This is a genomic window from Pseudomonas sp. NPDC087346, from assembly GCF_044744235.1.
GTDB lineage: Bacteria > Pseudomonadota > Gammaproteobacteria > Pseudomonadales > Pseudomonadaceae > Aquipseudomonas.
Genome location: NZ_JBIUXX010000046.1, coordinates 1 through 24,006, shown reverse-complemented (window position 1 = coordinate 24,006; position 24,006 = coordinate 1). Strand labels below are relative to the sequence as shown.

Annotated in this window: 24 protein-coding genes; 14 read left to right on the top strand and 10 right to left on the bottom strand. The window is 58.4% G+C overall.

Annotated elements, in window-relative coordinates:
- From ACIOZM_RS23120 to trpE, 5 genes are all read left to right on the top strand, one after another.
- A complete protein-coding gene (locus tag ACIOZM_RS23120; RefSeq protein WP_401217696.1) occupies window positions 1-825 on the top strand; it encodes an ABC transporter permease in 825 nt (274 codons plus the stop codon).
- Window positions 826-1,044: 219 nt separating this feature from the next.
- The gene (locus tag ACIOZM_RS23115) at window positions 1,045-2,193 is read left to right on the top strand and encodes an iron-containing alcohol dehydrogenase (protein ID WP_401217693.1); all 1,149 of its coding nucleotides are present in this window, start codon (window positions 1,045-1,047) and stop codon (window positions 2,191-2,193) included.
- Between the two features lie 114 nt (window positions 2,194-2,307).
- A complete protein-coding gene (rpe, locus tag ACIOZM_RS23110; RefSeq protein ID WP_401217691.1) occupies window positions 2,308-2,982 on the top strand; it encodes a ribulose-phosphate 3-epimerase in 675 nt (224 codons plus the stop codon).
- On the top strand, window positions 2,979-3,797 hold the full coding sequence (locus tag ACIOZM_RS23105; RefSeq protein ID WP_401217688.1) for a phosphoglycolate phosphatase: 819 nt from the start codon (window positions 2,979-2,981) through the stop codon (window positions 3,795-3,797). Before rpe ends, ACIOZM_RS23105 begins: the two co-directional genes overlap by 4 nt.
- Before the next feature lie 70 nt (window positions 3,798-3,867).
- Entirely contained in the window at window positions 3,868-5,349 is a 1,482-nt protein-coding gene (trpE, locus tag ACIOZM_RS23100) for an anthranilate synthase component I (RefSeq protein ID WP_401217686.1), read from the top strand.
- 174 nt (window positions 5,350-5,523) lie between these two features.
- On the opposite strand, the gene estP is transcribed toward trpE, so the two are convergent.
- Window positions 5,524-7,434, bottom strand: coding sequence for an esterase EstP (gene estP, locus ACIOZM_RS23095; protein ID WP_401217683.1), 1,911 nt, complete (start codon window positions 7,432-7,434; stop codon window positions 5,524-5,526).
- Window positions 7,435-7,838: 404 nt separating this feature from the next.
- Here estP and ACIOZM_RS23090 point away from each other — a divergent pair, with 404 nt between their 5' ends.
- From ACIOZM_RS23090 to ACIOZM_RS23075, 4 genes are all read left to right on the top strand, one after another.
- Complete coding sequence (locus ACIOZM_RS23090) at window positions 7,839-8,432, top strand: aminodeoxychorismate/anthranilate synthase component II (RefSeq protein ID WP_401217680.1); 594 nt, start codon at window positions 7,839-7,841, stop codon at window positions 8,430-8,432.
- A 9-nt stretch (window positions 8,433-8,441) separates the two neighbouring features.
- Window positions 8,442-9,491, top strand: coding sequence for an anthranilate phosphoribosyltransferase (gene trpD / locus ACIOZM_RS23085; RefSeq protein WP_401217677.1), 1,050 nt, complete (start codon window positions 8,442-8,444; stop codon window positions 9,489-9,491).
- Window positions 9,488-10,324, top strand: a complete 837-nt coding sequence (gene trpC, locus ACIOZM_RS23080) for an indole-3-glycerol phosphate synthase TrpC (RefSeq protein ID WP_401217674.1) — start codon at window positions 9,488-9,490, stop codon at window positions 10,322-10,324. Before trpD ends, trpC begins: the two co-directional genes overlap by 4 nt.
- A gap of 123 nt (window positions 10,325-10,447) precedes the next feature.
- Window positions 10,448-11,146, top strand: coding sequence for a biotin/lipoate A/B protein ligase family protein (locus ACIOZM_RS23075; protein WP_401217671.1), 699 nt, complete (start codon window positions 10,448-10,450; stop codon window positions 11,144-11,146).
- Window positions 11,147-11,155: 9 nt separating this feature from the next.
- Here ACIOZM_RS23075 and crp read toward each other — a convergent pair whose 3' ends face one another.
- Window positions 11,156-11,800, bottom strand: a complete 645-nt coding sequence (gene crp / locus ACIOZM_RS23070) for a cAMP-activated global transcriptional regulator CRP (protein WP_401217668.1) — start codon at window positions 11,798-11,800, stop codon at window positions 11,156-11,158.
- Window positions 11,801-12,036: 236 nt separating this feature from the next.
- On the opposite strand from crp, the gene ACIOZM_RS23065 reads away from it, so the two are divergent.
- Together ACIOZM_RS23065 and speD are read left to right on the top strand one after the other, a co-directional pair.
- Window positions 12,037-12,459 (top strand): OsmC family protein, encoded by a 423-nt coding sequence (locus ACIOZM_RS23065; protein WP_007941657.1) that lies wholly within the window; start codon window positions 12,037-12,039, stop codon window positions 12,457-12,459.
- 237 nt (window positions 12,460-12,696) lie between these two features.
- Window positions 12,697-13,491, top strand: coding sequence for an adenosylmethionine decarboxylase (gene speD / locus ACIOZM_RS23060; RefSeq protein WP_401217665.1), 795 nt, complete (start codon window positions 12,697-12,699; stop codon window positions 13,489-13,491).
- Between the two features lie 107 nt (window positions 13,492-13,598).
- On the opposite strand, the gene coq7 is transcribed toward speD, so the two are convergent.
- The 6 genes from coq7 to hemJ all read right to left on the bottom strand — a co-directional run bounded on the left by coq7 (window position 13,599) and on the right by hemJ (window position 18,093).
- Entirely contained in the window at window positions 13,599-14,246 is a 648-nt protein-coding gene (coq7, locus tag ACIOZM_RS23055) for a 2-polyprenyl-3-methyl-6-methoxy-1,4-benzoquinone monooxygenase (protein ID WP_401217662.1), read from the bottom strand.
- Between the two features lie 105 nt (window positions 14,247-14,351).
- Window positions 14,352-14,690, bottom strand: a complete 339-nt coding sequence (locus ACIOZM_RS23050) for a histidine triad nucleotide-binding protein (protein ID WP_401217659.1) — start codon at window positions 14,688-14,690, stop codon at window positions 14,352-14,354.
- Window positions 14,691-14,770: 80 nt separating this feature from the next.
- The gene (locus tag ACIOZM_RS23045; protein ID WP_401217657.1) at window positions 14,771-15,559 is read right to left on the bottom strand and encodes an SDR family NAD(P)-dependent oxidoreductase; all 789 of its coding nucleotides are present in this window, start codon (window positions 15,557-15,559) and stop codon (window positions 14,771-14,773) included.
- Between the two features lie 61 nt (window positions 15,560-15,620).
- Window positions 15,621-16,571 (bottom strand): DUF805 domain-containing protein, encoded by a 951-nt coding sequence (locus ACIOZM_RS23040; protein ID WP_401217654.1) that lies wholly within the window; start codon window positions 16,569-16,571, stop codon window positions 15,621-15,623.
- Window positions 16,572-16,662: 91 nt separating this feature from the next.
- Window positions 16,663-17,631 carry an NAD(P)H-dependent flavin oxidoreductase gene (locus tag ACIOZM_RS23035; protein ID WP_401217651.1) on the bottom strand — a complete coding sequence of 323 codons (969 nt, stop codon included), beginning with the start codon at window positions 17,629-17,631 and terminating at the stop codon, window positions 16,663-16,665.
- Between the two features lie 33 nt (window positions 17,632-17,664).
- Window positions 17,665-18,093 carry a protoporphyrinogen oxidase HemJ gene (gene hemJ, locus ACIOZM_RS23030; RefSeq protein ID WP_401217649.1) on the bottom strand — a complete coding sequence of 143 codons (429 nt, stop codon included), beginning with the start codon at window positions 18,091-18,093 and terminating at the stop codon, window positions 17,665-17,667.
- Window positions 18,094-18,227: 134 nt separating this feature from the next.
- Between hemJ and argC the strand changes: the two genes are divergently transcribed.
- Entirely contained in the window at window positions 18,228-19,262 is a 1,035-nt protein-coding gene (gene argC, locus ACIOZM_RS23025; protein ID WP_401217647.1) for an N-acetyl-gamma-glutamyl-phosphate reductase, read from the top strand.
- 168 nt (window positions 19,263-19,430) lie between these two features.
- Window positions 19,431-19,781 carry an iron-sulfur cluster insertion protein ErpA gene (gene erpA / locus ACIOZM_RS23020; protein WP_042561358.1) on the top strand — a complete coding sequence of 117 codons (351 nt, stop codon included), beginning with the start codon at window positions 19,431-19,433 and terminating at the stop codon, window positions 19,779-19,781.
- Between the two features lie 82 nt (window positions 19,782-19,863).
- Here the strand turns inward: erpA and ACIOZM_RS23015 are convergent, their stop codons facing one another.
- Both ACIOZM_RS23015 and ACIOZM_RS23010 read right to left on the bottom strand, forming a co-directional pair.
- Window positions 19,864-20,955 carry an anhydro-N-acetylmuramic acid kinase gene (locus ACIOZM_RS23015; protein ID WP_401217644.1) on the bottom strand — a complete coding sequence of 364 codons (1,092 nt, stop codon included), beginning with the start codon at window positions 20,953-20,955 and terminating at the stop codon, window positions 19,864-19,866.
- A gap of 3 nt (window positions 20,956-20,958) precedes the next feature.
- Window positions 20,959-22,380, bottom strand: a complete 1,422-nt coding sequence (locus tag ACIOZM_RS23010) for a peptidoglycan DD-metalloendopeptidase family protein (protein WP_401217641.1) — start codon at window positions 22,378-22,380, stop codon at window positions 20,959-20,961.
- 212 nt (window positions 22,381-22,592) lie between these two features.
- Here ACIOZM_RS23010 and tyrS point away from each other — a divergent pair, with 212 nt between their 5' ends.
- Window positions 22,593-23,792: a tyrosine--tRNA ligase gene (gene tyrS / locus ACIOZM_RS23005; RefSeq protein ID WP_401217638.1), complete on the top strand. Its 1,200-nt coding sequence runs from the start codon at window positions 22,593-22,595 to the stop codon at window positions 23,790-23,792.
- The last annotated feature ends 214 nt before the right edge of the window (window positions 23,793-24,006 follow it).

The following is a 24,006-nucleotide window of genomic DNA, read 5'->3' as shown; positions in this document are numbered from 1 at the left end:
ATGCTGAGTCCTTACATGTCGCCCATCGAACGGGTGTGGTTCTACAGCTTGCGGATTCTCTGCGGCCTGATTCTGTTGTTCCTGATCCTGCCGGTGCTGGTGATCATTCCGCTGTCGTTCAACTCGGGCAGTTTCCTCGTGTACCCGCTGCAAGGCTTTTCGCTGCACTGGTATCAGGACTTCTTCGCCTCGGCGGAATGGATGCGTTCGTTGAAGAACAGCATCATCGTTGCTCCGGCAGCCACGGTGCTGGCGATGGTCTTCGGCACACTGGCGGCGATTGGCCTCACCCGTGGTGACTTCCCCGGTAAAGCACTGGTGATGGCGCTGGTGATTTCGCCGATGGTGGTGCCGGTGGTGATTATTGGCGTGGCGAGTTATCTGTTCTTTGCCCCGCTGGGGTTGGGTAACAGCTTCTTCTCGCTGATCGTGGTGCATGCGGTGCTGGGCGTGCCGTTTGTGATCATTACGGTGTCGGCGACCTTGCAGGGTTTCAACCATAATCTGGTGCGGGCAGCGGCCAGCCTCGGTGCGTCACCGTTGACCGCGTTTCGTCGGGTGACCTTGCCGCTGATTGCACCGGGGGTGATTTCCGGGGCGCTGTTTGCTTTTGCGACTTCTTTCGACGAGGTGGTAGTGACACTGTTTCTGGCCGGGCCTGAGCAGGCGACGTTGCCTCGGCAGATGTTCAGCGGCATTCGTGAAAACCTCAGTCCGACCATCGCTGCCGCCGCTACGTTGTTGATCGCGTTCTCGGTGATCCTGCTGCTGACCCTCGAATGGTTGCGTGGCCGCAGCGAAAAACTGCGCACCGCCCAGGTCTGAGGCATCACGCAACCACCTGTAGGAGTGAGCCTGCTCGCGATGACGGACTGACAGCCACTATAAGTGTCGACTGAACGACTGCTATCGCGAGCAGGCTCACTCCTACAATGATTTGTGATGTCTTCAGCGTCGGGGTCATTCATAAGGTGAATGGCAGACAACTCCAAATCTCCAGCTAATCTTGTGCCCAGCTCCCACATCTATAAGAGGCTGCGCACGATGAGTCTTTCCCAGTTCAAAATCGCTCACAAACTGATCACCGGCGCCGGAGCCATTGAGCAACTGGCGGCGGAACTGACACGCCTGGACATCGACAATCCGTTGATCGTCACCGACGCTGCGCTGGTCAAGTCCGGCACCGTGGAGCTGGCGCTGTGTCAGCTCGGCGGGCGCGAGTACGAGATTTTCGACCGTGTCCTGCCGGACCCGGAAATCGCCATCGTCGAGGATTGCATGCGCGTCTACCGCGAGGGCGGGCATGACGGCTTGATCGGCCTTGGTGGCGGCAGCGCCATCGACATTGCCAAGAGTGTTGCAGCGTATGCCGGTTACCACGGTGCGCTGGAAGACTTGTTCGGTGTCGATCAGGTGCCGCGCAAAGGCCCGCCGCTGATCGCCATTCCGACCACCGCCGGCACCGGTTCGGAGGTGACCAACGTGGCGATTCTTTCGGACAAGGTCGCGCAGCTGAAAAAAGGCATCGTCAGCGACTTTCTATTACCGGACGTAGCGCTGGTCAGTCCGCAAATGACCCTGACTTGCCCGCGCAGCGTCACCGCCGCCAGTGGCGTCGATGCGCTGGTGCATGCCATCGAGTCCTATCTGTCGGTGAACGCGTCACCGATCACCGATTCGCTGGCACTCGGTGCGATCAAACTGATCGCGAGGTCATTGCCCAAGGCCTACGCCAACGGCGCCAACCTGCAAGCCCGCGAAGACATGGCCACCGCCAGCCTGATGGCCGGCATGGCATTCGGTAATGCCGGGGTCGGCGCGGTGCATGCGCTGGCGTATCCGCTGGGCGGGCGCTTCAACATCGCTCACGGCGTGAGCAACGCCTTGCTGCTGCCGTATGTCATGACCTGGAACAAGATGGCCTGCGTCGAACGGATGCAGGATATTGCCGAAGCCATGGGGGTGAAGACCGCCCATCTGAGCGCCAGTGAAGCGGCGGACAAAGCCGTGCAGGCGATGACCGATCTGTGCGCCGCCGTGGAAATCCCCAGCGGTTTGCGCAGTTTCGGTGTGCCGGAAGAGGCGATCCCGTCGATGGCCATTGAGGCTGCGGGAATCGAGCGCCTGATGCGCAACAACCCGCGCAAACTCAGCGCCATTGATATCGAGAAGATCTACCGGGCGGCCTACTGAAAGGTTATCTGCCACCGGTCATGGCACAACCCAATCATCGCGGTCACGGTGCGCGCGCGGAAACTTGAGGTATACAATGCGCGCCATCGTGATTTAGCTCAGAAAAGGTGCGTCATGCAGCCCTTCGTAATTGCTCCGTCGATTCTCTCCGCCGACTTCGCCCGCCTGGGTGAAGAAGTGGACAACGTTCTGGCCGCCGGTGCCGACTTCGTTCACTTCGATGTCATGGACAACCACTACGTGCCGAACCTGACCATCGGTCCGATGGTTTGCGCGGCACTGCGCAAGTACGGCGTTACCGCGCCAATCGACGCGCACCTGATGGTCAGCCCGGTGGATCGCATCGTTGGCGACTTCATCGAGGCCGGCGCGACATACATTACCTTCCACCCGGAAGCCACGCTGCACGTTGATCGCTCCTTGCAGCTGATCCGCGAGGGCGGCTGCAAATCCGGTCTGGTGTTCAACCCGGCGACCCCGCTGGACGTGCTCAAGTACGTGATCGACAAGGTCGACATGGTCTTGCTGATGAGCGTCAACCCGGGCTTCGGCGGGCAGAAGTTCATCCCCGGCACCCTCGACAAACTGCGCGAAGCGCGGGCGATCATTGATGCGTCGGGCCGTGACATCCGTCTGGAAATCGACGGCGGCGTCAACGTCAACAACATCCGTGAAATCGCCGCAGCCGGTGCTGACACCTTTGTTGCCGGCTCGGCGATCTTCAACGCGCCGAACTATCAGGAAGTCATCGACAAGATGCGCTCCGAACTGGCACTGAGCCGCCCATGAGTGGTTTTGAGCAGCTGTTCCCGGGGAAACTGCCACGGTTGGTGATGTTCGATCTGGATGGCACGCTGATCGATTCGGTTCCCGACCTGGCGGCGGCGGTGGACAACATGCTGCTCACCCTCGGCCGCAAGCCGGCGGGCATCGAATCGGTACGCGAGTGGGTCGGCAACGGCGCGCCGGTGCTGGTGCGTCGTGCGCTGGCTGGCGGTATCGAGCACTCGGCGGTCGATGATGTCGAGGCTGAGCACGCGCTGGAGATTTTCATGGAGGCTTACGGTGCCAGCCATGAGCTGACCGTGGTCTATCCCGGCGTGCGTGACACCTTGAAATGGCTGTACAAGCAAGGCGTGGTGATGGCGCTGATCACCAACAAGCCGGAGCGTTTCGTCGCGCCGTTGCTGGATCAGATGAAAATCGGCCGCTACTTCAAGTGGATCATCGGCGGCGATACCTTGCCGCAGAAGAAGCCTGACCCGGCGGCACTGTTTTTCGTGATGAAAATGGCCAACATTCCGGCCTCGCAATCGCTGTTTGTCGGTGATTCGCGCAGTGACGTGCTGGCGGCGAAAGCGGCGGGGGTCAAGTGCGTGGCGCTGAGCTACGGCTACAACCACGGCCGACCGATTGCCGAGGAATCCCCGGCGCTGGTGATCGACGATCTGCGCAAGCTAATTCCCGGTTGCCTGGATCTGGCCGGTGGGATAACGTTGCCCGACGCTGTTCAACCTCCTTCTGGAAACGCCATCGTGGTGGTCACCCGCAAACTCTGGATGAAAGTCATCAAGGCCCTGGCCCGCTGGCGTTGGCGCGCCTGACTTGTTCCTGGCCGGCCTGCCGGCACGTTTGCACACCTGACTGTTAGCACCTCACACCACGAGGCACCTCATGATCCGCGAAGAATTCCTGCGCTTGGCCGCTGATGGCTATAACCGCATTCCGTTGGCCTGCGAAACCCTGGCTGACTTCGACACGCCGCTGTCGATCTACCTGAAACTGGCTGACCAGCCCAACTCCTACCTGCTCGAATCCGTACAGGGCGGGGAGAAGTGGGGGCGTTATTCGATCATCGGCCTGCCGTGCCGCACCGTGATGCGGGTTCATGATCATCACGTCAGCGTGACCATCGACGGCGCCGAAACCGAAAGCCATGACGTCGAAGACCCGCTGGCCTTCGTCGAAACCTTCAAGGGCCGTTACAACGTGCCGACCATTGCCGGTCTGCCGCGTTTCAACGGTGGTCTGGTCGGTTACTTCGGTTATGACTGCGTGCGTTATGTGGAGAAGCGTCTGGGCAAATGCCCGAACCCGGACCCGCTGGGCGTGCCGGACATTCTGTTGATGGTTTCCGACGCGGTGGTGGTGTTCGACAACCTTGCCGGCAAGATGCACGCAATCGTGCTGGCCGACCCGGCGCAGGCTGATGCCTTCGAGCAAGGTCAGGCGCAATTGCAGGCACTGCTGGAAAAACTGCGTCAGCCGATCACCCCGCGCCGAGGTCTGGATTTCAGCAAACAGCAATCGGCTGATCCGGTGTTCCGCTCCAGTTTCACCCAGAACGACTACGAAAAAGCCGTCGACACCATCAAGGAGTACATCCTTGCCGGCGACTGCATGCAGGTCGTGCCGTCGCAGCGTATGTCGATCGACTTCAAGGCTGCGCCGATCGATCTGTACCGCGCACTGCGTTGCTTCAACCCGACGCCGTACATGTACTTCTTCAACTTCGGCGATTTCCATGTCGTTGGCAGTTCGCCGGAAGTGCTGGTGCGGGTCGAAGACAATCTGATCACCGTGCGCCCGATTGCCGGTACTCGCCCACGCGGCGCGACCGAAGAAGCCGATGTGGCGCTGGAAGAAGACCTGCTGTCCGACGACAAAGAGATTGCCGAGCACCTGATGCTGATCGACCTCGGTCGCAATGACACCGGGCGCGTTTCGGAAATCGGCTCGGTGAAGCTCACCGAGAAAATGGTCATCGAGCGTTATTCCAACGTGATGCACATCGTCTCCAACGTTACCGGCCAGTTGAAAGCCGGGCTGACGGCGATGGACGCACTGCGGGCGATTCTGCCGGCGGGCACCTTGTCCGGAGCACCAAAGATTCGCGCGATGGAAATCATCGACGAACTGGAACCGGTCAAGCGTGGTGTGTACGGCGGCGCGGTTGGTTACTTCGCCTGGAACGGCAATATGGACACCGCGATTGCGATCCGCACCGCGGTGATCAAGAACGGCGAACTGCATGTGCAGGCCGGTGGCGGCATCGTTGCCGACTCGGTGCCGGCACTGGAATGGGAAGAAACCCTGAACAAGCGCCGGGCAATGTTCCGTGCAGTGGCACTGGCCGAACAAACACCGGAAAGCTGAGTTACTACAAACCTTTGTAGGAGTGAGCCTGCTCGCGATAGCGGTCTGACATTCACCATTAATGTCGACAGATACACTGCTTTCGCGAGCAGGCTCACTCCTACATTTGATTGTGTGTAGCCATAAAAAAAACGCGGCGCCCGTAAGGACGCCGCGTTTTTATTGGCCTGCGATTTAGAAATCCAGACTCACACCCACGTTGATACCTTGCTGGGTAAAGTCATCATCCTTGCGAATGTTGTAGCTCGCGCGCAAAGCCAGGTCCTGAGTCAGCTTGTGGCTCACGCCCAGGTTCAGGCGATTCAGGTTGGTCTGCGGCGTGTAGCCTTCCAGAGTGAAGCGGTTGCCCGGCAGGCTGTTGAGGTTGATGGTCAGGTCCTGAGTGTCATCGTTGTATTCACGCTCATGCGCGAATTCGCCGAACACTTCGGTTTTCGGGGTGATCTGGTACTTGCCCTGAATACCGAGACCCAGACGCCTTGAGTTGCGCGACTGATCATCGAAGGTCAGCGCCGTGGAGTCCGCGCCATTTTCCGAGTAACCGTTCACTTCGGTTTTGCCGAAGTCGGCGCTGATGAATGGCGACAGGTGCCAAGGGCTGCTGGCTAGCGGGGCGATGTCGTAACCGATGCGGCCACTGATGGCCAATACATAGCCGTCGGTATCGCCTTTTTCGCCGCGCTCGTTGACCCCGAGCTGGAATTTACGCTTGAGGCTGTCGTAGTCCAGATGCCCGGCAGTCAACGCCAGATCACCCCACCAGCGATTTTGCTGGTACTGGGCGAACGCTGTGCCCATGTAGGAATTGAGCTTGTACTCGGAGTCGCTGTCGCCAGCTTCGATTTTCTGGTGGTAAAGACCCGCTGCCAGACCCACGCGCCAGGCTTCGTTGACACGGTAGCTGCCGCCGATGTTCAGGTTGTAGCCATTACCGTCGCCACTCGCTGCGCTGCTCTGGTCATCAAAGTCCTGATGCTGGCCGCCACCGGCGACAATTGCCCGCCATTGGCCGACAGCCTGCCAGGCTTCCCAGTCAGCCAGCCATTGGTTGCGCAATTCGTCCTGATGCGAACGCAATGCGCCTTGGGCCATTTCCGGGAGCAGAGTCAGTTCCCATGGCGCTGACAGTAGCGAATAGGTGTAGTCAGCAATCAGGCGTTGACCGGCCTCGGTCGGGTGCACCGAGTCGTTGTAGATCAGCTTGAACGGGTCAGGCGTGGCGCTGTTGATGCCGTACCTGGCGTTTTCCGTGCAGCTGTTGCCACTGAAACAGGTGGCCGTCAGATTCTGGTCGGTGGCCAAACCGAACTGTGCCGGGTTGGCGAACGCTTCCTTGAGCAGTACCGGAATGTTCAGCGGAATGATTTCGGCGTTGATGGTTTGCAACTGGCTGACCAGTTCGGTGTTGAACTGGGCGCTGAGCTGCGAGGTGAAGCCCTGCAACGGCGAACCATTGATGGCCGGGGTCAGGCCGATGTCCGGCAACAGCCAGACCACGATGTACTTGGCGCCGGCTGATTGCAGGGTGCGTGCGCTGTCTGCGAGGCGGTCGGCGGCAGAGCTGGCCTGATCGAGGCTAAGGATGCGTCCTTGCAGGAAGTCGTTACCGCCACCCGAGAGGTAATACAGCGCATTCGGATCGGCGCGGAAGCCATTCGATGGCAGATAACCGGCGCGGGTGCGCTCCCCGGTTGCCGATTGGGTGGTGATCGAGTCGAGAATCTGGTCGGTACGATAGCCGCCGACAGCCCAGTTGTTGCCGTCCGGCAAGCCTTCGCCGGCACGGACTGCCGAGGACGAGGACGCGGTCTGATCAGGGTTGAAGCCCAGTTTGCCACCGAGGATTTGTGTGGCGTTGAGGTCGCGATTTTCCCCGGTGCCATCCTTGTACAGTGGCCCGGTACGGTTGGTGTAGCGCTGGGTCGCGCCGGCCGGGCCGCCAGTGTCGGCGAATGTCCCGGCATCGTTGAGGCTGTCGCCGAAGACGATGAAATTCGAATAAGGATGAGGGGCTGCAATCGCCTGGGCACACGCCATGGCGAGCAGGCAGCCGGCGAGCGGTACAAACAACGTCTGTTTGATCATGAGCAAGTCCGTTTATTTATTGTTGTAGTGAACGAAACGACAGTACCAAAAACTTCCGGCCTTTTGCCATCGGTCGCGAACCCTCACATAGTTTTATCCCCCGTCGGCCCCGCCATATTGCACGCTCTGCCCAGCTAAGTTACTGTGCGGGAACGTATGAACGAGACCTTCCCCGTGTTGATCGTCAGCAAACTCCTGGATCAAGTCATCAAGGCACACGCCCGTTGGCGTTGGCGCGCCTGAATCTTTCCTGCCGGCCCCGCCGGATCTGTATCGCTTTGCCTTCCTTGCCCGTTTGAAACCCCGCTGTACCGATGCGACCTGCGCGTCCGACATCGCAGCGCCCTGCGGGCAAGTCATCTGAAGGCTGTCTTCAAGTCAGAATTCAAGAGGTTCGAAACGCCATGTTGCTGATGATCGACAACTACGACTCCTTTACTTACAACGTTGTGCAATACCTCGGCGAGCTCGGTGCCGAGGTCAAGGTTGTGCGCAACGACGAACTGACCGTTGCCCAGATCGAAGCGCTCAACCCGGAGCGCATCGTGGTTTCCCCCGGCCCGTGTACACCGACCGAAGCCGGTATCTCCATCGAAGCCATCAAACACTTTGCCGGCAAACTGCCAATCCTCGGCGTCTGCCTTGGCCACCAGTCCATCGGCCAGGCCTTTGGCGGTGACGTGGTGCGTGCCCGGCAAGTTATGCACGGTAAGACTAGCCCGGTATTCCACGAGGACAAGGGCGTCTTTGCCGGTCTGAATCATCCGCTGACGGTTACCCGCTACCATTCGCTGATCGTCAAGCACGATACTTTGCCCGATTGCCTGGAACTGACCGCCTGGACTCAGCACGATGACGGCAGCGTCGACGAAATCATGGGCCTGCGTCACAAGACCCTGAACATTGAGGGCGTACAGTTCCACCCAGAGTCGATCCTGACTGAACAGGGCCATGAACTGTTTGCCAACTTCCTCAAACAAACCGGCGGCACGCGCTAAGGACTTTGCATGAATATCAAGACAGCCCTGAGCCGTATCGTCGAGCACCTCGACCTCAGCACCGATGAAATGCGCGATGTGATGCGCGAAATCATGACTGGCCAATGCACCGACGCGCAGATTGGCGCGTTCATGATGGCCATGCGCATGAAGAGCGAAAGCATCGACGAAATCGTCGGCGCCGTATCGGTGATGCGCGAGCTGGCGGACAAGGTTGAACTCAAGACCCTTGACGGCGTGGTCGATGTGGTCGGCACCGGCGGTGACGGCGCGAACATTTTCAACGTGTCGACGGCGTCCTCATTCGTCGTTGCAGCGGCTGGTTGCACCGTGGCCAAACACGGCAACCGTGCTGTTTCGGGCAAGAGCGGCAGCGCCGATCTGCTGGAAGCGGCCGGGATCTACCTCAATCTGACGCCAGTCCAGGTCGCACGCTGCATCGACAACGTCGGCATCGGTTTCATGTTTGCCCAGACCCACCATAAAGCGATGAAGTACGCCGCCGGCCCGCGCCGCGATCTCGGCCTGCGCACGCTGTTCAACATGCTCGGCCCGCTTACGAATCCGGCCGGCGTGAAACATCAGGTGGTGGGGGTGTTCAACGTCGCGCTGTGCCGGCCATTGGCTGAAGTCTTGCAGCGTCTGGGCAGCAAACATGTATTGGTGGTGCATTCGAAGGACGGTCTGGACGAATTCAGCCTGGCCGCACCGACCTTTGTTGCCGAGCTGAAAAACGACCAGATCACCGAGTATTGGGTCGAGCCGGAAGATCTCGGCATGAAAAGCCAGAGCCTGCATGGTCTGTCGGTCGATGGCCCGGAAGCTTCGCTGGCGCTGATCCGTGATGCACTGGGCAAACGCAAAACCGAAAACGGCCAGAAAGCCGCCGAAATGATTGTGCTCAACGCCGGTGCAGCGCTGTATGCCGCCGACGTGGCCAGCAGTTTGAAACAGGGCGTGGAGCTTGCGCACGACGCTCTGCACACCGGACTTGCTCGTGAGAAACTCGAGGAGCTGGGTGCCTTTACCGCGGTATTCAAAGTGGAGAATGAGGGATGAGTGTACCGACGGTTCTGGAAAACATTCTGGCCCGCAAAGTTCAGGAAGTCGCCGAGCGTAGCGCCCGTGTGAGCCTGAGCGAGCTGGAAAGTCTGGCCAAGGCGGCCGATGCACCCCGTGGTTTTGCCCAGGCATTGCTGGCGCAGGCGAAGAAGAAACAACCGGCAGTAATCGCTGAAATCAAAAAGGCTTCGCCGAGCAAAGGCGTGATTCGCGAGAACTTCATCCCGGCCGACATCGCCAAAAGCTACGAGAAGGGCGGGGCGACCTGTCTTTCGGTACTCACTGACATCGACTACTTCCAGGGCGCCGACGCGTATCTGCAGCAGGCTCGTTCCGCGTGCAAACTGCCGGTAATCCGCAAAGACTTCATGATCGATCCGTATCAGATCGTTGAAGCCCGTGCGCTGGGCGCCGACTGCGTGCTGTTGATCGTTTCCGCACTGGACGACGTGAAAATGGCCGAACTGGCAGCGGTGGCCAAAGGTGTTGGTCTCGATGTGCTGGTGGAAGTGCATGACGGCGATGAGCTTGAGCGCGCACTGAAAAACCTCGACACACCGCTGGTCGGGGTCAACAACCGCAACCTGCACACTTTTGAAGTCAGCCTGGAAACCACCCTCGACCTGTTGCCGCGCATTCCGCGCGACCGACTGGTGATCACCGAGAGCGGCATCCTCAATCGTGCCGATGTCGAGCTGATGGAAATCAGTGACGTCTACGCGTTCCTGGTCGGCGAAGCGTTCATGCGCGCCGAAAGCCCAGGCACTGAACTGCAACGTCTGTTCTTCCCGGAACGTGGCGGTGTAGTGAGCGGTTCTACCCTCGACTGATTGAGTCGACCCCCATCGCGAGCAGGCTCACTCCTACATTGGAACGCATTCCCCTGTAGGAGTGAGCCTGCTCGCGATGACGGCATAAGATTCACCTCAGACTGAATGTCCTACGGAAACCTTATGATCCCTATCCCCCTGACCATCGAAGCCGGCCTGCAAGCCGAACAGGACTTGCTCGCCTCAGTCTGCGCCGGCAACGCCGAATTCGGTCTGCTGTTCTGGCAACCCAGCGATCACGCTCTGGTCATGCCGCGCCGCCTCAATCGCCTGCCCGGTTTCGAACACGCCTGCGAAGTTTCCGCTGCTGCCGGCTGGCCGGTACTGCTGCGCGAAACCGGTGGCGAACCGGTGCCGCAATCAGCCGCGACGATCAACATTGCACTGGTCTATGCACCGCCGCGCAGCGAGGGCGATCTGAATCGCATCGAAACCGGCTACCGCCGTCTGTGCGATCCGATCTGCCAATTGCTTGATGAGTTGGGCGGCACTTCGTCACTGGGCGAAATCGACGGCGCATTTTGCGACGGTCGTTTCAACGTCAACCTCGACGGCCGCAAAATGGTCGGCACTGCCCAGCGCTGGCGCCAGAGCCAGGGCGGCCAGCGTCCGGTCGGACTGGTGCACGGTGCGATGCTTATGGATAACGAGCGTGAGTCGATGGTCGCAGCGGTCAATCGCTTCAACGAAGCCTGCGGTCTGGAGCAGCGGGTGCGGGCTGAAAGCCACATCGCCCTGCATGAGAAATTCAACGCGCCACAGGCGTTGGCGCGTCTCGATGAACTGTTTCGTTTGATGCTGGCGCAGATGTACAGCGCTTAGCTCGCTGGTTTAACGAGTGCCGAAGACCACCATGGTCTTGCCTTTCACATCGACCAGGTTGCGCTCCTCAAGATCCTTGAGCACGCGGCCGACCATCTCTCGCGAACACCCGACAATCCGCCCGATTTCCTGACGAGTCACCTTTATCTGCATGCCGTCGGGGTGGGTCATTGCGTCGGGCTGCTTGCACAACTCCAACAGGCAACGGGCTACGCGGCCGGTCACGTCGAAGAACGCCAGATCGCCGACCTTGCGCGTGGTGTTGCGCAGGCGTTGTGCGATTTGTCCGCTGAGGACGTAAAGAATGTCTGGATCTTGCTGAGAAAGTTCGCGGAACTTGGCGTAGCTGATTTCCGCCACTTCGCATTCGACCTTGGCCCGCACCCAGGCACTGCGTTCCTGCTCCTGGCCCGCCTGTTCGAACAAGCCCAGTTCCCCGAAGAAGTCCCCGGCGTTCAGGTAGGCGATGATCATCTCGCGACCGTCATCATCTTCAATCAGGATCGTCACCGAACCCTTGATGATGAAGTACAGCGTGTCCGAGCGGTCGCCGGCGCAGATGATGTTGCTCTTGGCCGCATGGCGACGCCGCTGGCAATGCATCAGCAGCTTGTCGAGGTTCTTGATTTTGGGTGTGGGGGTAATAGCAACCATGGTTGTATCCCGAAAAGACTGCACGGTGATGTTTGGTTTTTTTATGAGGCGCTGAAGGCGGTCGCTACACAGCTGACATAGGCGCCAGCGAATTGGCGCCAGCTTAACAGACACTTCGTCGAAAATTCGAGAAATTACCTACGCCCTAGACGCTTCCGTCCTAGGAAAGCCGACGCTGTCAGAGCAAAGCCCTGTGCTAAGCTGGCGACCCTTTTTTCTACAGTGGAGTCTTGGCGATGAAGGCACGCATCCAATGGGCTGGCGAAGCCATGTTCCTCGGCGAATCCGGTAGCGGTCATGTCGTGGTCATGGATGGTCCGCCGGACGCCGGTGGTCGTAATCTGGGCGTGCGCCCGATGGAAATGCTCCTGCTCGGCGTTGGCGGTTGCAGCAACTTCGACGTGGTGAGCATTCTGAAGAAGTCGCGCCAGGCCGTTGAAAGCTGCGAAGCCTTCCTCGAAGCAGAGCGTGCGACCGAAGATCCGAAGGTCTTCACCAAGATCCACATGCATTTCGTGGTCAAGGGCCGTGGCCTGAAAGAAGCCCAGGTCAAGCGCGCCATCGAACTGTCCGCAGAGAAGTATTGCTCGGCCTCGATCATGCTCGGCGCCGCTGGCGTAGCGATCACTCACGATTACGAAATCATCGAACTCGGTTGAACCGACATTCAACTATCATAAAAGCAGTGCAGACTCTGGCGATCCCCCGCTGACGTCTGCATAATGCGCCACTTTTTTCAGGGCAGTGATCGGTCAACCGACGGATCAGCCGCCTGAACAGATAACCAAAATCGCCATCGCGAAGAGGTGTTAACCGTCCTACGCAGGTGCGTTGTTCGCATTTGACGGGCATGCTTGATCACGCGGCTGCGCCGCATACATAGAGAGTTTTTAACGGTGAAAAGCAAACTCAAGCTCCACGGGTTCAATAACCTGACAAAGACCTTGAGCTTCAACATCTATGACATCTGCTACGCGGAAACCCCGCAAGACCAGCAGGCTTACGTCGAGTACATCAATCAAGAGTACAACGCGAAACGCCTGACGCAGATTCTCACAGAAGTTGTCGAGATCATTGGTGCCAACATCCTGAACATTGCCAGTCAGGACTATGAACCTCAGGGCGCCAGCGTCACGATTCTGATTTCTGAAGAGCCGGTAACCCCGACTGAAAGTCAGATTGAAGAGTCGCCGGGCCCGTTGCCCGAAATCATCCTGGCCCACCTCGACAAGAGCCACATCACGGTGCACACCTACCCGGAAATTCATCCGGACGACGGTATTGCGACCTTCCGTGTGGATATCGATGTGTCGACGTGTGGTGTCATTTCACCGCTGAAAGCGCTCAATTTCCTGATTCACCAGTTCGATTCGGACATAGTGACCGTGGATTATCGTGTGCGCGGCTTCACCCGTGACGTTGAAGGCAACAAGCACTTCATCGACCACGAGATCAATTCGATCCAGAACTACCTTTCCGAAGACACTCGCGACGCGTATCAGATGACCGACGTGAACGTGTACCAGGAAAACCTGTTCCACACCAAAATGCTGCTGAAGAACTTCGAACTGGATAACTACCTGTTCGGCGACGCCACCAGCAACCTGTCGGCTGAGCAACGCAAGCAGGTAACCGAACGTGTGAAACACGAAATGCTGGAAATCTTCTACGCGCGCAACATGCCGACGTAAGATTCCGGGCACAAAAAAGGCGACTTCGGTCGCCTTTTTTTATATCCACCTCATACCCTGTGGGAGCTGGCTTGCCAGCGATGAGTCCCGGTCAGGCGATGAAAGCTTCAGATCCGATAAGTACTCTTGGTCATCACCTTGGCCAACAAACTCATCCCGAACTTCACCGGCGCCGGAAAACGAAACCCGCCCGCATCCAGCGCACTTTCCGCATGATGTTCTTCATCAATACGCATCTGCTCAAGAATCGCCCGGGACTTCTCGTCCTCGGCGGGGATCTGCTCCAGATGTTCGTTCAAGTGTTTGCACACCTGATGCTCGGTTGCCGCGACAAACCCGAGGCTGACCTTGTCGCTGATCAGGCCGGCAACCGCGCCGATGCCGAAGGACATGCCGTAGAACAGCGGATTGAGAATGCTGGTGTGACTGCCCAACTGGTGAATGCGTTGTTCGCACCACACCAGATGATCGATCTCTTCTTCAGCCGCGTGCTCCATGGCTTCGCGCACCTGCGGCAGCTTGGCCGTCAGTGCCTGCCCCTGATACAGCGCCTGGGCGCAGACTTCACCGGTATGGTTGATGCGCATCAGCCCGGCTACGTGGCGGGTGTCTTCGTCGCTCATCTGAACTTCGGGCTGCACGATGGCTGGCGACGGACGGTACGGCTGGCCACTGAAAGGCAGCAGGGTGCGCATCGCGGCATCGGCTTGCAGCAGAAGACGGTCAATCGGCGAGTAGTGACGTTGGGTAGTCATGCTGACCTCCGGGAGGAATCTCGGCGGCCAGTTTAACCGAATCGGCCGGAGAAGGTTTGCGCTGGGTCATGTGGGAGCAGGACGCTCCCACGCGTTGGCAATGTATCAGCCCGGTGGCCAGGTCATCTGGCGCTGACCGAGTACATGCATATGAATGTGGTAGACGGTCTGCCCACCTTGTTCATTGCAGTTCATCACTACACGGAAGCCTTCCTCGCAACCCAGTTCCAGCGCCAGACGCTGAGCGGTGAACAGGATGTGTCCGGCCAGCGCTTTGTCGTCTTCGGTCAGGTCATTGAGAGTACGCACCGGTTTTTTCGGGATCACCAGAAAATGCACGGGTGCCTGCGGCGCTATGTCGTGGAACGCCAGAACCTGGTCGTCCTCGTAAATGATCTTGGCCGGAATCTCCCGGTTGATGATCTTGGTGAACAGAGTATCCACTGCTGTTTTCTCCGTTGTTTGGGCTGGCCTGAGTCTACTCATGAGGGATGTGCCAGCCCAGTGTTTTACCGTAGGGCGATTCAGCGCGGGCAGTAAGCCTTGTTGACCATGCCGACGATAGTGCGGTTGAGCCAGCGCGAGCCCAGTCGTGGCAGGAAGGCAAACCAGCGGTTGCGCCGCCCCGGAATGATGATGGCGCGATTTTTCTCGAGAGCGCGCACGGTGTATAGCGCGACCTCTTCAGGGCTCATCAGCAATTTACTATCGTTGAGTTTTTCGTTGTTCAACTGCGCGGTGCGGAAAAATGCAGTACGGGTCGGACCGGGGCAGAGCACCGAGACTTTTACCGCGCACTTCTTCAGCTCGACCCGCAGGCCTTCGGAAAAGTGCAGCACGTAGGCTTTGCTGGCGTAGTAAGTGCTCATCCACGGGCCGGGGTTGAACGCGGCCACCGAGGCGACATTCAGAATCTGCCCGCCACCCTGCAACGCCATGCTGTTGCCAATGGCGTGGCACAAACGGGTGAGGGCGAGGATGTTCACCTCGATCAGATCCTGCTCGGTCATCCAGTCCTGTGCCAGGAACGGGCCGCAAGTGCCAATGCCCGCGCAGTTCACCAAGAGGTCGATCTGCCGGTCGCCTTCTTCCAGCTCCAGCAGAAAACCGGACAGGCGCAACGGCTCGCCAAGATCGCAGGCGCGAAACAGCACCTCGACGCCAAAGCGTTGAGTCAGTTCGATAGCGATACTTTCCAGCTGATCACGCTGGCGAGCCACCAGAATCAGGCTGCGGCCGCGCCGGGCCAGAGCTTCGGCCAGCGCCAGGCCGATGCCGCTGGAGGCGCCGGTGATCAGAGCGTAACGGGTCATGCAATTCTCCATCGCAACAGCCCCGCGCCAGCGACGCAGGTGTCACGGCGGGGAGCGTTGTTCATTCTTTCGCAGAGTCTACAGAAGGCTGGGCGGCTTCGGCTGCATCGTCGGCGGAATTAGCTGCCGGTTCTACCTCGACGTCTACTTCATCGGTGGTCACCGAGCCACTTTCGTAGCTGCTTTCAAGATTGCTTTCATATTCCTGCTGGATAGCCGAGATGCCGCCGAGCATCCCGCCGGCAAAGATCAGTGCAATAAACACGATCCATAGAGAACACAGGACTTTGACGGCTGTGCTGTTGGGCGGCGGCGGCGGGCCGTAGCGATTGGCGCCAGTATTGCCCGGTACGATCATGATCACGAACGGGAAAAAGGTGCCCACGAACGGCACAAGGTTCAGCAGCCAGAGCCAGCCCGACCAGCCGATATCGTGCAGGCGCTGGACGCTGAACAGAATGCTGATGATCACGAAGGCGATGAACAGGAAGAAGGCGAAGATGCCGCCAATGATCAATCCGGTGGTGGAATCGCCACTGACCAGCCCCAGGCCGATCAACGCGAATATACCGACAACGGGTATGCCGACCAGGCTCAGCACCATGGTCCAGGCCAAAAACCTCAGGCGGCCAATCCGGCCTTCGACACTGAACGGTTTCAGTTCGGCGAATGCCGGCAGGCTTTCGCCAACGCTGGCCCGAGGTGGTGCGTAGGGCGAGTCGGGTTCGGCAACGGCAGCTGAGTATTCTTGTACGTCGGCCAGATTAAGCTCGACGGTTGTTTCCGGCTCGATTCGCGCATCGATCCCGGTTTTACCCAACGCTTGCAGATAGGTTTGCGCATCGCTGTGCGACAGATCGCGTTTGAGGGCAACGGTACTGCCATTGAACAAGCGCTCGATGGCGGCGACATCGCTTTTGAATAGATCAGCGAGGTTGAGCTTGGCAGTGGTGATGTCGACACCGGGCTGTAGAGCACCGTCGAAAACGATCTTGTAACGGGGTTCGCTCATGGCCGAGGCATCCTTGTCGCGAAAAAGTGGAAGTGAAAGATGTTGCGGTCAGCCAGTGTAAGGCCAGTTGGCGAGCAACTGGCCGGATTTCTCAGCGTGGCCAGCGTTTCGGCAACTGTGCTGCGCGCTCCTGGGCCTGGCGATACTCGGCGTCGAGGCGAGCGATCAGTTGATCGACGCTCGGCAGATCATCGATTTGCCCTACACCTTGACCCGCCGACCACACGGTCTTCCAGGCCTTGGCTTCATCGCTGATCGGTTTGAGCTTGTCGCCAAAGTTGACCTCGCCTTTGCCTTGCAATGCCGCCAGGTCGAAACCCGCAGCTTGCAGGCTTTGGCGCATGAAGCTCGCCGGTACGCCCGACACGGCAGGAGTATGAATGATGTCTGCAGCCTTGGCTGTCAGGAGCATTTCCTTGTAGGCGTCAGGCGCATGACTTTCGGTGGTGCCGATAAATCGCGTACCGAAGTAGGCCAAATCCGCGCCAAGCATCTGTGCGGCGAGAATCTCATGGCCATGGTTAAGACATCCTGCAAGCAGCAGCGTCTTGTCGAAGAATTCACGGATTTCCGCGATCAGCGCAAACGGGCTCCAGGTTCCGGCGTGGCCACCGGCTCCGGCTGCGACGGCTATCAGACCATCGACACCTGCCTCGGCGGCTTTCTCCGCATGGCGGCGAGTGGTGACGTCATGAAACACCAGGCCGCCGTAGCTGTGCACGGCGTCCACCAATTCTTTCACCGCGCCGAGGCTGGTGATAACGATCGGCACTTTGTGCTCGACGCAAATATTCAGATCCGCCTGTAAACGCGGGTTGCTGTTGTGAACGATCAGGTTCACCGCGTAAGGCGCCGGATTGTCCAGTGTCGCCAGTCCCGCCTCGATCTGTTCCAGCCAGGCCTTGAAGCCGCTGCTTTCGCGCTGGTTCAGAGCCGGAAAACTCCCGACCACACCATTGCGGCAGCAGGCGAGCACCAGTTCCGGGTTGGAAATCAGAAACATCGGCGCAGCCACCACGGGCAGACGCAGGCGTTGTTCGAGCAGAGCGGGCAGCGACATTGGAGGTCCCTCGAAGTGTTGTGGTTATTGAAGTTAGAACGGCTTGACCACGACCAGAATTACGATAGCCAGCAATATCAGAACCGGCACTTCATTGAACCAGCGATAAAAGACATGGCTGCGGGTGTTTTCGCCACGGGCGAAGCGTTTTACCTGAGCGCCACACATATGGTGGTAGCCGATCAGCAATACGACGAGGGTCAGTTTCGCGTGTATCCAGCCGCCCTGACTGAAGATGCTTGGGTTGAGGTAGATCAGCCAGCCGCCAAAGATCAGCGTGGCGATCATCGCCGGGCCCATGATGCCGCGATACAGCTTGCGCTCCATGATGCTGAAGCGTTCTTTGCTGATCGCATCTTCACTTTGTGCGTGATAAACGAACAATCTCGGCAGGTAGAACAGCCCGGCAAACCAGCACACGATGCTGACGATATGAAACGCTTTGATCCACAGATAGAGCATTTTAGTTATTCCCTAATTCACGGTAAGCCGGATAGTAGAGGCTTGAGCGTCCGCACGTCACCTTGACGGTTGTCGCAGGGGCGCGCGGCCCCTATTATCGACGGCTTTCCAGTGGGTTCGTTGAGGGCAGGTTTATGGTCAAGGTCGGTATCGTCGGCGGCACGGGTTACACCGGTGTCGAACTGCTGCGTCTGTTGGCACAGCATCCGCAGGCAGAAGTGGTTGTGATCACTTCCCGATCCGAGGCTGGCCTGCCTGTGGCCGACATGTATCCGAACCTGCGCGGCCACTACGATGGCCTGGCGTTCAGCGTGCCGGACATCAAGACGCTGGGCGCCTGTGATGTGGTGTTCTTTGCCACTCCGCACGGTGTTGCTCACGCGCTGGCCGGTGAACTGCTGGCGGCGGGCACCAAGGTCATCGATCTGTCGGCGGACTTCCGTCTGCAGGACGCCGAGGAGTGGGCCAAGTGGTACGGCCAGCCGCACGGTGCGCCGGAGTTGCTCGACGAGGCGGTCTACGGTTTGCCAGAGGTCAATCGCGAGCAAATCAAGAAGGCGCGTCTGATTGCCGTGCCGGGTTGCTATCCGACAGCCACGCAGCTGGGTTTCCTGCCGCTGCTTGAGGCTGGTCTCGCCGATACCTCGCGTCTGATCGCCGACTGCAAATCAGGTGTCAGCGGCGCCGGTCGTGGTGCGTCGGTGGGTTCGCTGTACTCCGAAACCTCGGAAAGCATGAAGGCCTATGCGGTGAAAGGTCATCGCCATCTACCGGAAATTCGCCAGGGTCTGCGTCGTGCAGCGGGCAAGGATGTCGGTCTGACGTTCGTGCCGCATCTGACGCCGATGATTCGCGGCATTCACTCGACGCTTTATGCGACCGTGGTTGATCGCTCGGTGGATCTGCAAGCGCTGTTCGAAAAACGTTATGCCAATGAACCGTTCGTCGATGTAATGCCGGCCGGTAGCCATCCGGAAACCCGTAGCGTGCGCGGCGCCAACGTCTGCCGTATCGCCGTGCATCGTCCACAGGATGGCGATCTGGTGGTGGTGCTGTCAGTCATCGACAATCTGGTGAAGGGCGCGTCGGGTCAGGCTGTGCAGAATATGAATATCCTGTTCGGTCTGGATGAGCGTCTGGGCCTGTCGCACGCTGGCATGCTGCCGTAACGCATCCTTCCGGATAGCAAAAAGGCCCGTCGAACGGGCCTTTTTGCATTGTGGTCTGACAATTGTGTTGATTGATATACCGTAACAATAGTTGACCGATTTTCTAGGAGAAGCGGATAATGCGCGTCATCACGCATTATGGCGGCGTAACGCCGGGAGATAGTCAGCATGAGCGTCGAATCCTTCACCCCCACGGCTTTGCAATTCACCCAAGGTGCTGCGCACAAGGTGAAGAGCCTGGTCGATGAAGAGGGGAATGATCGCTTGAAGCTGCGCGTATTCGTTACGGGCGGCGGTTGTTCAGGGTTTCAGTACGGCTTCACCTTCGATGAAGATGTGGCCGAGGACGACACCATTGTCGAGCGCGAAGGCGTAAGTCTGGTGGTTGATCCGATGAGTTTCCAGTATCTGGCCGGTGCCGAAGTCGATTACCAGGAAGGTCTGGAAGGCTCGCGCTTCGTGATCAAGAACCCGAACGCCAGCACCACTTGTGGTTGCGGGTCTTCGTTCTCGATCTGATCGCACTTCGCTGCACATAACAAAACGCCGCAGGGCTTCATGGCTCTGCGGCGTTTTGCTGTGCGTGATTTGAGTCTGGCGGTCAGGCCGGGTAGATGGCGCCGAGAATACGCAGGCCACGGGCTCCGGTGACGCTCGGCCGGTTGGCAGCGATGCCTTCGAGGCAGCAATGCGCCAGCCAGGCGAAGGCCATGGCTTCAACCCAGTCCGGATCAACACCATGCGTCGCGGTACTGGCCACGACTGCATTTGGCAGCAGGTCAGCCAGACGCTTCATTAGCGTAGCGTTGTGAGCGCCGCCGCCGCAGACCAGCAGTTCGCGAGTATCCGCTTGTGCGGTTTGCAGCGATTCGATGATGGTCAGTGCCGTCAGTTCAAGCAGTGTTGCCTGGACATTTTCAGCGGCAAAGGTTGGCAGGCGCGACAGGTGCTGTTCGAGCCAAGTCAGGTTGAACACTTCTCGGCCGGTGCTTTTCGGGCCTTTGGTCACGAAGAAAGGATCGCTGAGCAGCTCCTTCAGTAGAGCTGGCTCGACGGTGCCGGTGGCTGACCACTGTCCGTTACGATCGTAATTTTCACCGCGCTGCTGATGAATCCAGGCGTCCATCAGCACATTCCCAGGCCCGCAGTCGAAACCGGCTACAGCCTTGGTCGGCTCAATCAGACTGAGATTGCTGAAACCGCCGACATTCAAGACTGCCCGGTTACCGGTACGCTCTTCAAACAAAGCCTCATGGAAAGCCGGAACCAGCGGTGCGCCTTGACCCCCGGCAGCGACATCGCGGCTGCGGAAATCGCTGACGACGGTGATGCCGGTCAGTTCGGTCAGTAGAGCAGGGTTGCCGATTTGTACGGTGAAGCCGCGCGCCGGTTCGTGGCGAATGGTCTGGCCGTGGCTGCCGATGGCGCGAATGGCTTGTGGATCGAGTTGCTGCTGATCGAGGAGGGCGCGAATACCTTGCGCGGCGAGCTGCACCCAGTTTTGCTGGGCAATCGCCGAGCGGGCGATCTCGTCGGGGCCGCTGGCGCACAAGCCAAGCAGCTCGGCGCGCAGGGTGTCAGGCATCGGGATGTAATGCGTGGCGATCAGTTTGATCGCCGAGGTTTGCTCGATCAGAGCGATGTCCAGTCCATCGAGGCTGGTACCGGACATCACGCCAATATAGAGGGCCATGACTTAACGCTTGCTCGAAGCCAGCATCGTGGCCTTCTCTTGATCCATGCGCGCCATCAGCGGTTGGCTTTGCGCGAGGAAGCGAGCGCGTTCGGCCTTGGCAATCGGGTCTGCCATTGGCAACTTCTGGCCCAGTGGATCGACGTGAACGCCGTTGACCTGGAACTCGTAGTGCAAGTGCGGTCCGGTGGACAGGCCAGTGGTGCCGATGTAGCCGATCACTTGACCCTGCTTGACGGTACCGCCGGTTTTCACGCCTTTGGCGAAGCCTTGCATGTGCCCGTAAAGCGTGCGGTAAGTATTGCCGTGCTGGATGATCACGGTGTTGCCGTAACCACCGCGACGGCCGGCCAGCAGCACTTTGCCGTCACCAGCAGCCTTGATCGGCGTGCCGCGTGGGGCTGCGTAATCGACGCCTTTGTGGGCGCGGATCTTGTTGAGGATCGGGTGTTTGCGGCCCATGGAGAACTTCGAGCTGATGCGGGCGAAATCCACCGGAGTGCGGATGAACGCCTTGCGCATGCTGTTGCCATCTGCGGTGTAGTAACTGCTGTTGCCTTGTTTGTTGGTGTAACGCACGGCGGTGTAAGTCTTGCCGCGGTTAGTGAAACGGGCAGACAGGATCGGGCCAGTGCCTACGGCTTTACCGTTGACCACTTTCTGCTCGTAGATCACATCGAATTCATCGCCCTGGCGGATGTCTTGAGCGAAGTCGACGTCGTAGCCGAAAACGCTGGCCATATCCATGGTCATGCTATGCGACAGGCCAGCGCGAGCGGCGGACTGTGACAGAGAGCTGTTGATAACGCCGTGGACGTAAGCGGTGCGGACAGTCGGTTTGGCGGTAACCCGGTTGAATACATAACCCTTGGCATTTTTGGTCAGGGTAATGGTTTCGACGTCGCTGACCTTGCTGTGCAGATTGGTCAGTTGGCCTTCCGGGTTCAATTCGAATTCGAGTTTCTGGCCGTGCTTGAGTTGGCTGAACTGCTTGGCCTGCTTGTCGCTGGCCAGCACTTCATGGACTGCGGCGGCCGGCAGTCCGACCTTTTCAAACAATGTCGAAAGCGTATCGCCTTTGGCTACGACAACTTCACGGTGTCCCGGGGCTTTCTTTTCGGCGGCCGGAGCAGTCGCGGGAGCGGCCTGAGCGGTTTTCGCGGTGTCTTCGGCATCGTTTTCTATTTGCGCAAAGGGCGAAGCGACCGGCTCATTTGTGGCCTGAGCCGCGTCAGCAGCGTCTTGATCTTGTGTCAGTTGTTCAGCAGGACTTTCCAGTTCAAGACTCAGGGTCGTCTTTTTGGCTTCAACATCGCTGGAAGGGAATACCAGGAGCGCCAGACTGAGAAGGGCGGCGATCCCACTTGCGGCGAGCAGGTGGGTCTTAGGGTAAAGCGGTGGCGCTTTAGACGGTTCAGTGGTCATAAGTGATTTTGACTTTGAATAATGATGAATTGGAAAAGATGAATGACATGATGAAGATGAAATAACTGTATAAAATATAACCAAATCATCTCTGAAGCAAGTCTACAGACAGTCTGTCTGTGGATTGGTGTCCGTGCGCCGGGCAAAACTTGTATTTGGTGCGCGATCTTGTATGGTTGGTTCCCTTTGAATCTGAGCCTTGCGGGTCTGTTATGAAGTCGGTTGAAGAGCAGCTAGCGCTGATTAAACGTGGTGCGGAAGAACTATTGGTCGAGTCCGAGCTGATCGAGAAGCTCAAGCGCGGCCAACCGCTGCGTATCAAGGCTGGTTTTGATCCTACCGCTCCGGATCTGCACCTGGGTCACACGGTGCTTATTAATAAGCTGCGCCAGTTCCAGGAGCTGGGGCATCAGGTGATCTTCCTTATAGGTGATTTCACCGGGATGATCGGTGATCCGAGCGGCAAGAGCGCAACGCGTCCGCCGCTGACCCGTGAGCAGGTGCTGGAAAACGCCGAGACCTACAAGACTCAGGTGTTCAAGATTCTTGATCCGGCGAAAACCGAAGTTGCGTTCAACTCCACCTGGATGGATCAGATGGGGCCGGCCGACTTTATTCGTCTGACTTCGCAATACACCGTCGCTCGCATGCTCGAGCGCGATGACTTCGACAAGCGCTACACCACCAATCAGCCGATCGCCATTCATGAGTTCCTCTACCCGCTGGTTCAGGGCTATGACTCGGTGGCTCTGCGTGCGGATGTCGAGTTGGGTGGTACCGATCAGAAGTTCAATCTGTTGATGGGGCGTGAGCTGCAGCGTGCTTATGGTCAGGAGGCTCAGTGCATTCTGACCATGCCGTTGCTCGAAGGTCTGGATGGCGTGAAGAAGATGTCCAAGTCATTGGGCAACTACGTCGGTATTCAGGAAGCACCAGGTGTTATGTACAGCAAGCTGGTTTCGATTCCGGATGCGCTGATGTGGCGTTACTTCGAATTGCTCAGCTTCCGCTCGATGGATGAGATCAATGCATTCCGTGCTGATGTAGAGGCAGGTGCAAATCCGCGTGACATTAAGATCAAGCTGGCTGAAGAGATTGTTGCGCGTTTCCATGGTGAAGAGGCTGCGGCCAACGCTCATCGTGCGGCGGGCAATCGTATGAAGGATGGCGAGCTGCCGGATGATCTGCCCGAGATCGAGATCTCGGCTACAGAAGATATGCCGATCGCTGCTGTCCTTAATAAGGCAGGCCTGGTGAAGAACTCGGCGGTCGCTCGTGATCTGCTTGGTTCCGGTGGTGTGCGTATAGATGGTGAGGTGGTTGATCGCTCCTTTATATATGTACTGGGCGCGACTCACGTTTGCCAGGCTGGTAAGAAGGCATTTGCACGTATCAGGCTTAAATCTGAATAGAATTGAAATAAGGGCTTGACGGCGAATTCTAGATGTCTATAATTCGCCCCACTTCCGGCGCAGTCGAAACGGAAAACTCCTTGGTAAACAAAGAGTTATGTAGGTTTCGGCAGCAGGTAGCTTCAGTTCATCGAAGCCAAAAGGAAGTTGAAAAAGAGGTGTTGACAGCAGCGTGTAACGCTGTAGAATTCGCCTCCCGCTGAAGAGAGATCTG

Coding starts and splice junctions, on each gene's coding strand:
- ACIOZM_RS23120 (WP_401217696.1), top strand. CDS start 1: ATGCTGAGTCCTTACATGTCGCCCATCGAACGGGTGTGGTTCTACAGC.
- ACIOZM_RS23115 (WP_401217693.1), top strand. CDS start 1,045: ATGAGTCTTTCCCAGTTCAAAATCGCTCACAAACTGATCACCGGCGCC.
- rpe (WP_401217691.1), top strand. CDS start 2,308: ATGCAGCCCTTCGTAATTGCTCCGTCGATTCTCTCCGCCGACTTCGCC.
- ACIOZM_RS23105 (WP_401217688.1), top strand. CDS start 2,979: ATGAGTGGTTTTGAGCAGCTGTTCCCGGGGAAACTGCCACGGTTGGTG.
- trpE (WP_401217686.1), top strand. CDS start 3,868: ATGATCCGCGAAGAATTCCTGCGCTTGGCCGCTGATGGCTATAACCGC.
- estP (WP_401217683.1), bottom strand. CDS start 7,434: ATGATCAAACAGACGTTGTTTGTACCGCTCGCCGGCTGCCTGCTCGCC.
- ACIOZM_RS23090 (WP_401217680.1), top strand. CDS start 7,839: ATGTTGCTGATGATCGACAACTACGACTCCTTTACTTACAACGTTGTG.
- trpD (WP_401217677.1), top strand. CDS start 8,442: ATGAATATCAAGACAGCCCTGAGCCGTATCGTCGAGCACCTCGACCTC.
- trpC (WP_401217674.1), top strand. CDS start 9,488: ATGAGTGTACCGACGGTTCTGGAAAACATTCTGGCCCGCAAAGTTCAG.
- ACIOZM_RS23075 (WP_401217671.1), top strand. CDS start 10,448: ATGATCCCTATCCCCCTGACCATCGAAGCCGGCCTGCAAGCCGAACAG.
- crp (WP_401217668.1), bottom strand. CDS start 11,800: ATGGTTGCTATTACCCCCACACCCAAAATCAAGAACCTCGACAAGCTG.
- ACIOZM_RS23065 (WP_007941657.1), top strand. CDS start 12,037: ATGAAGGCACGCATCCAATGGGCTGGCGAAGCCATGTTCCTCGGCGAA.
- coq7 (WP_401217662.1), bottom strand. CDS start 14,246: ATGACTACCCAACGTCACTACTCGCCGATTGACCGTCTTCTGCTGCAA.
- ACIOZM_RS23045 (WP_401217657.1), bottom strand. CDS start 15,559: ATGACCCGTTACGCTCTGATCACCGGCGCCTCCAGCGGCATCGGCCTG.
- ACIOZM_RS23040 (WP_401217654.1), bottom strand. CDS start 16,571: ATGAGCGAACCCCGTTACAAGATCGTTTTCGACGGTGCTCTACAGCCC.
- ACIOZM_RS23035 (WP_401217651.1), bottom strand. CDS start 17,631: ATGTCGCTGCCCGCTCTGCTCGAACAACGCCTGCGTCTGCCCGTGGTG.
- hemJ (WP_401217649.1), bottom strand. CDS start 18,093: ATGCTCTATCTGTGGATCAAAGCGTTTCATATCGTCAGCATCGTGTGC.
- argC (WP_401217647.1), top strand. CDS start 18,228: ATGGTCAAGGTCGGTATCGTCGGCGGCACGGGTTACACCGGTGTCGAA.
- erpA (WP_042561358.1), top strand. CDS start 19,431: ATGAGCGTCGAATCCTTCACCCCCACGGCTTTGCAATTCACCCAAGGT.
- ACIOZM_RS23015 (WP_401217644.1), bottom strand. CDS start 20,955: ATGGCCCTCTATATTGGCGTGATGTCCGGTACCAGCCTCGATGGACTG.
- ACIOZM_RS23010 (WP_401217641.1), bottom strand. CDS start 22,380: ATGACCACTGAACCGTCTAAAGCGCCACCGCTTTACCCTAAGACCCAC.
- tyrS (WP_401217638.1), top strand. CDS start 22,593: ATGAAGTCGGTTGAAGAGCAGCTAGCGCTGATTAAACGTGGTGCGGAA.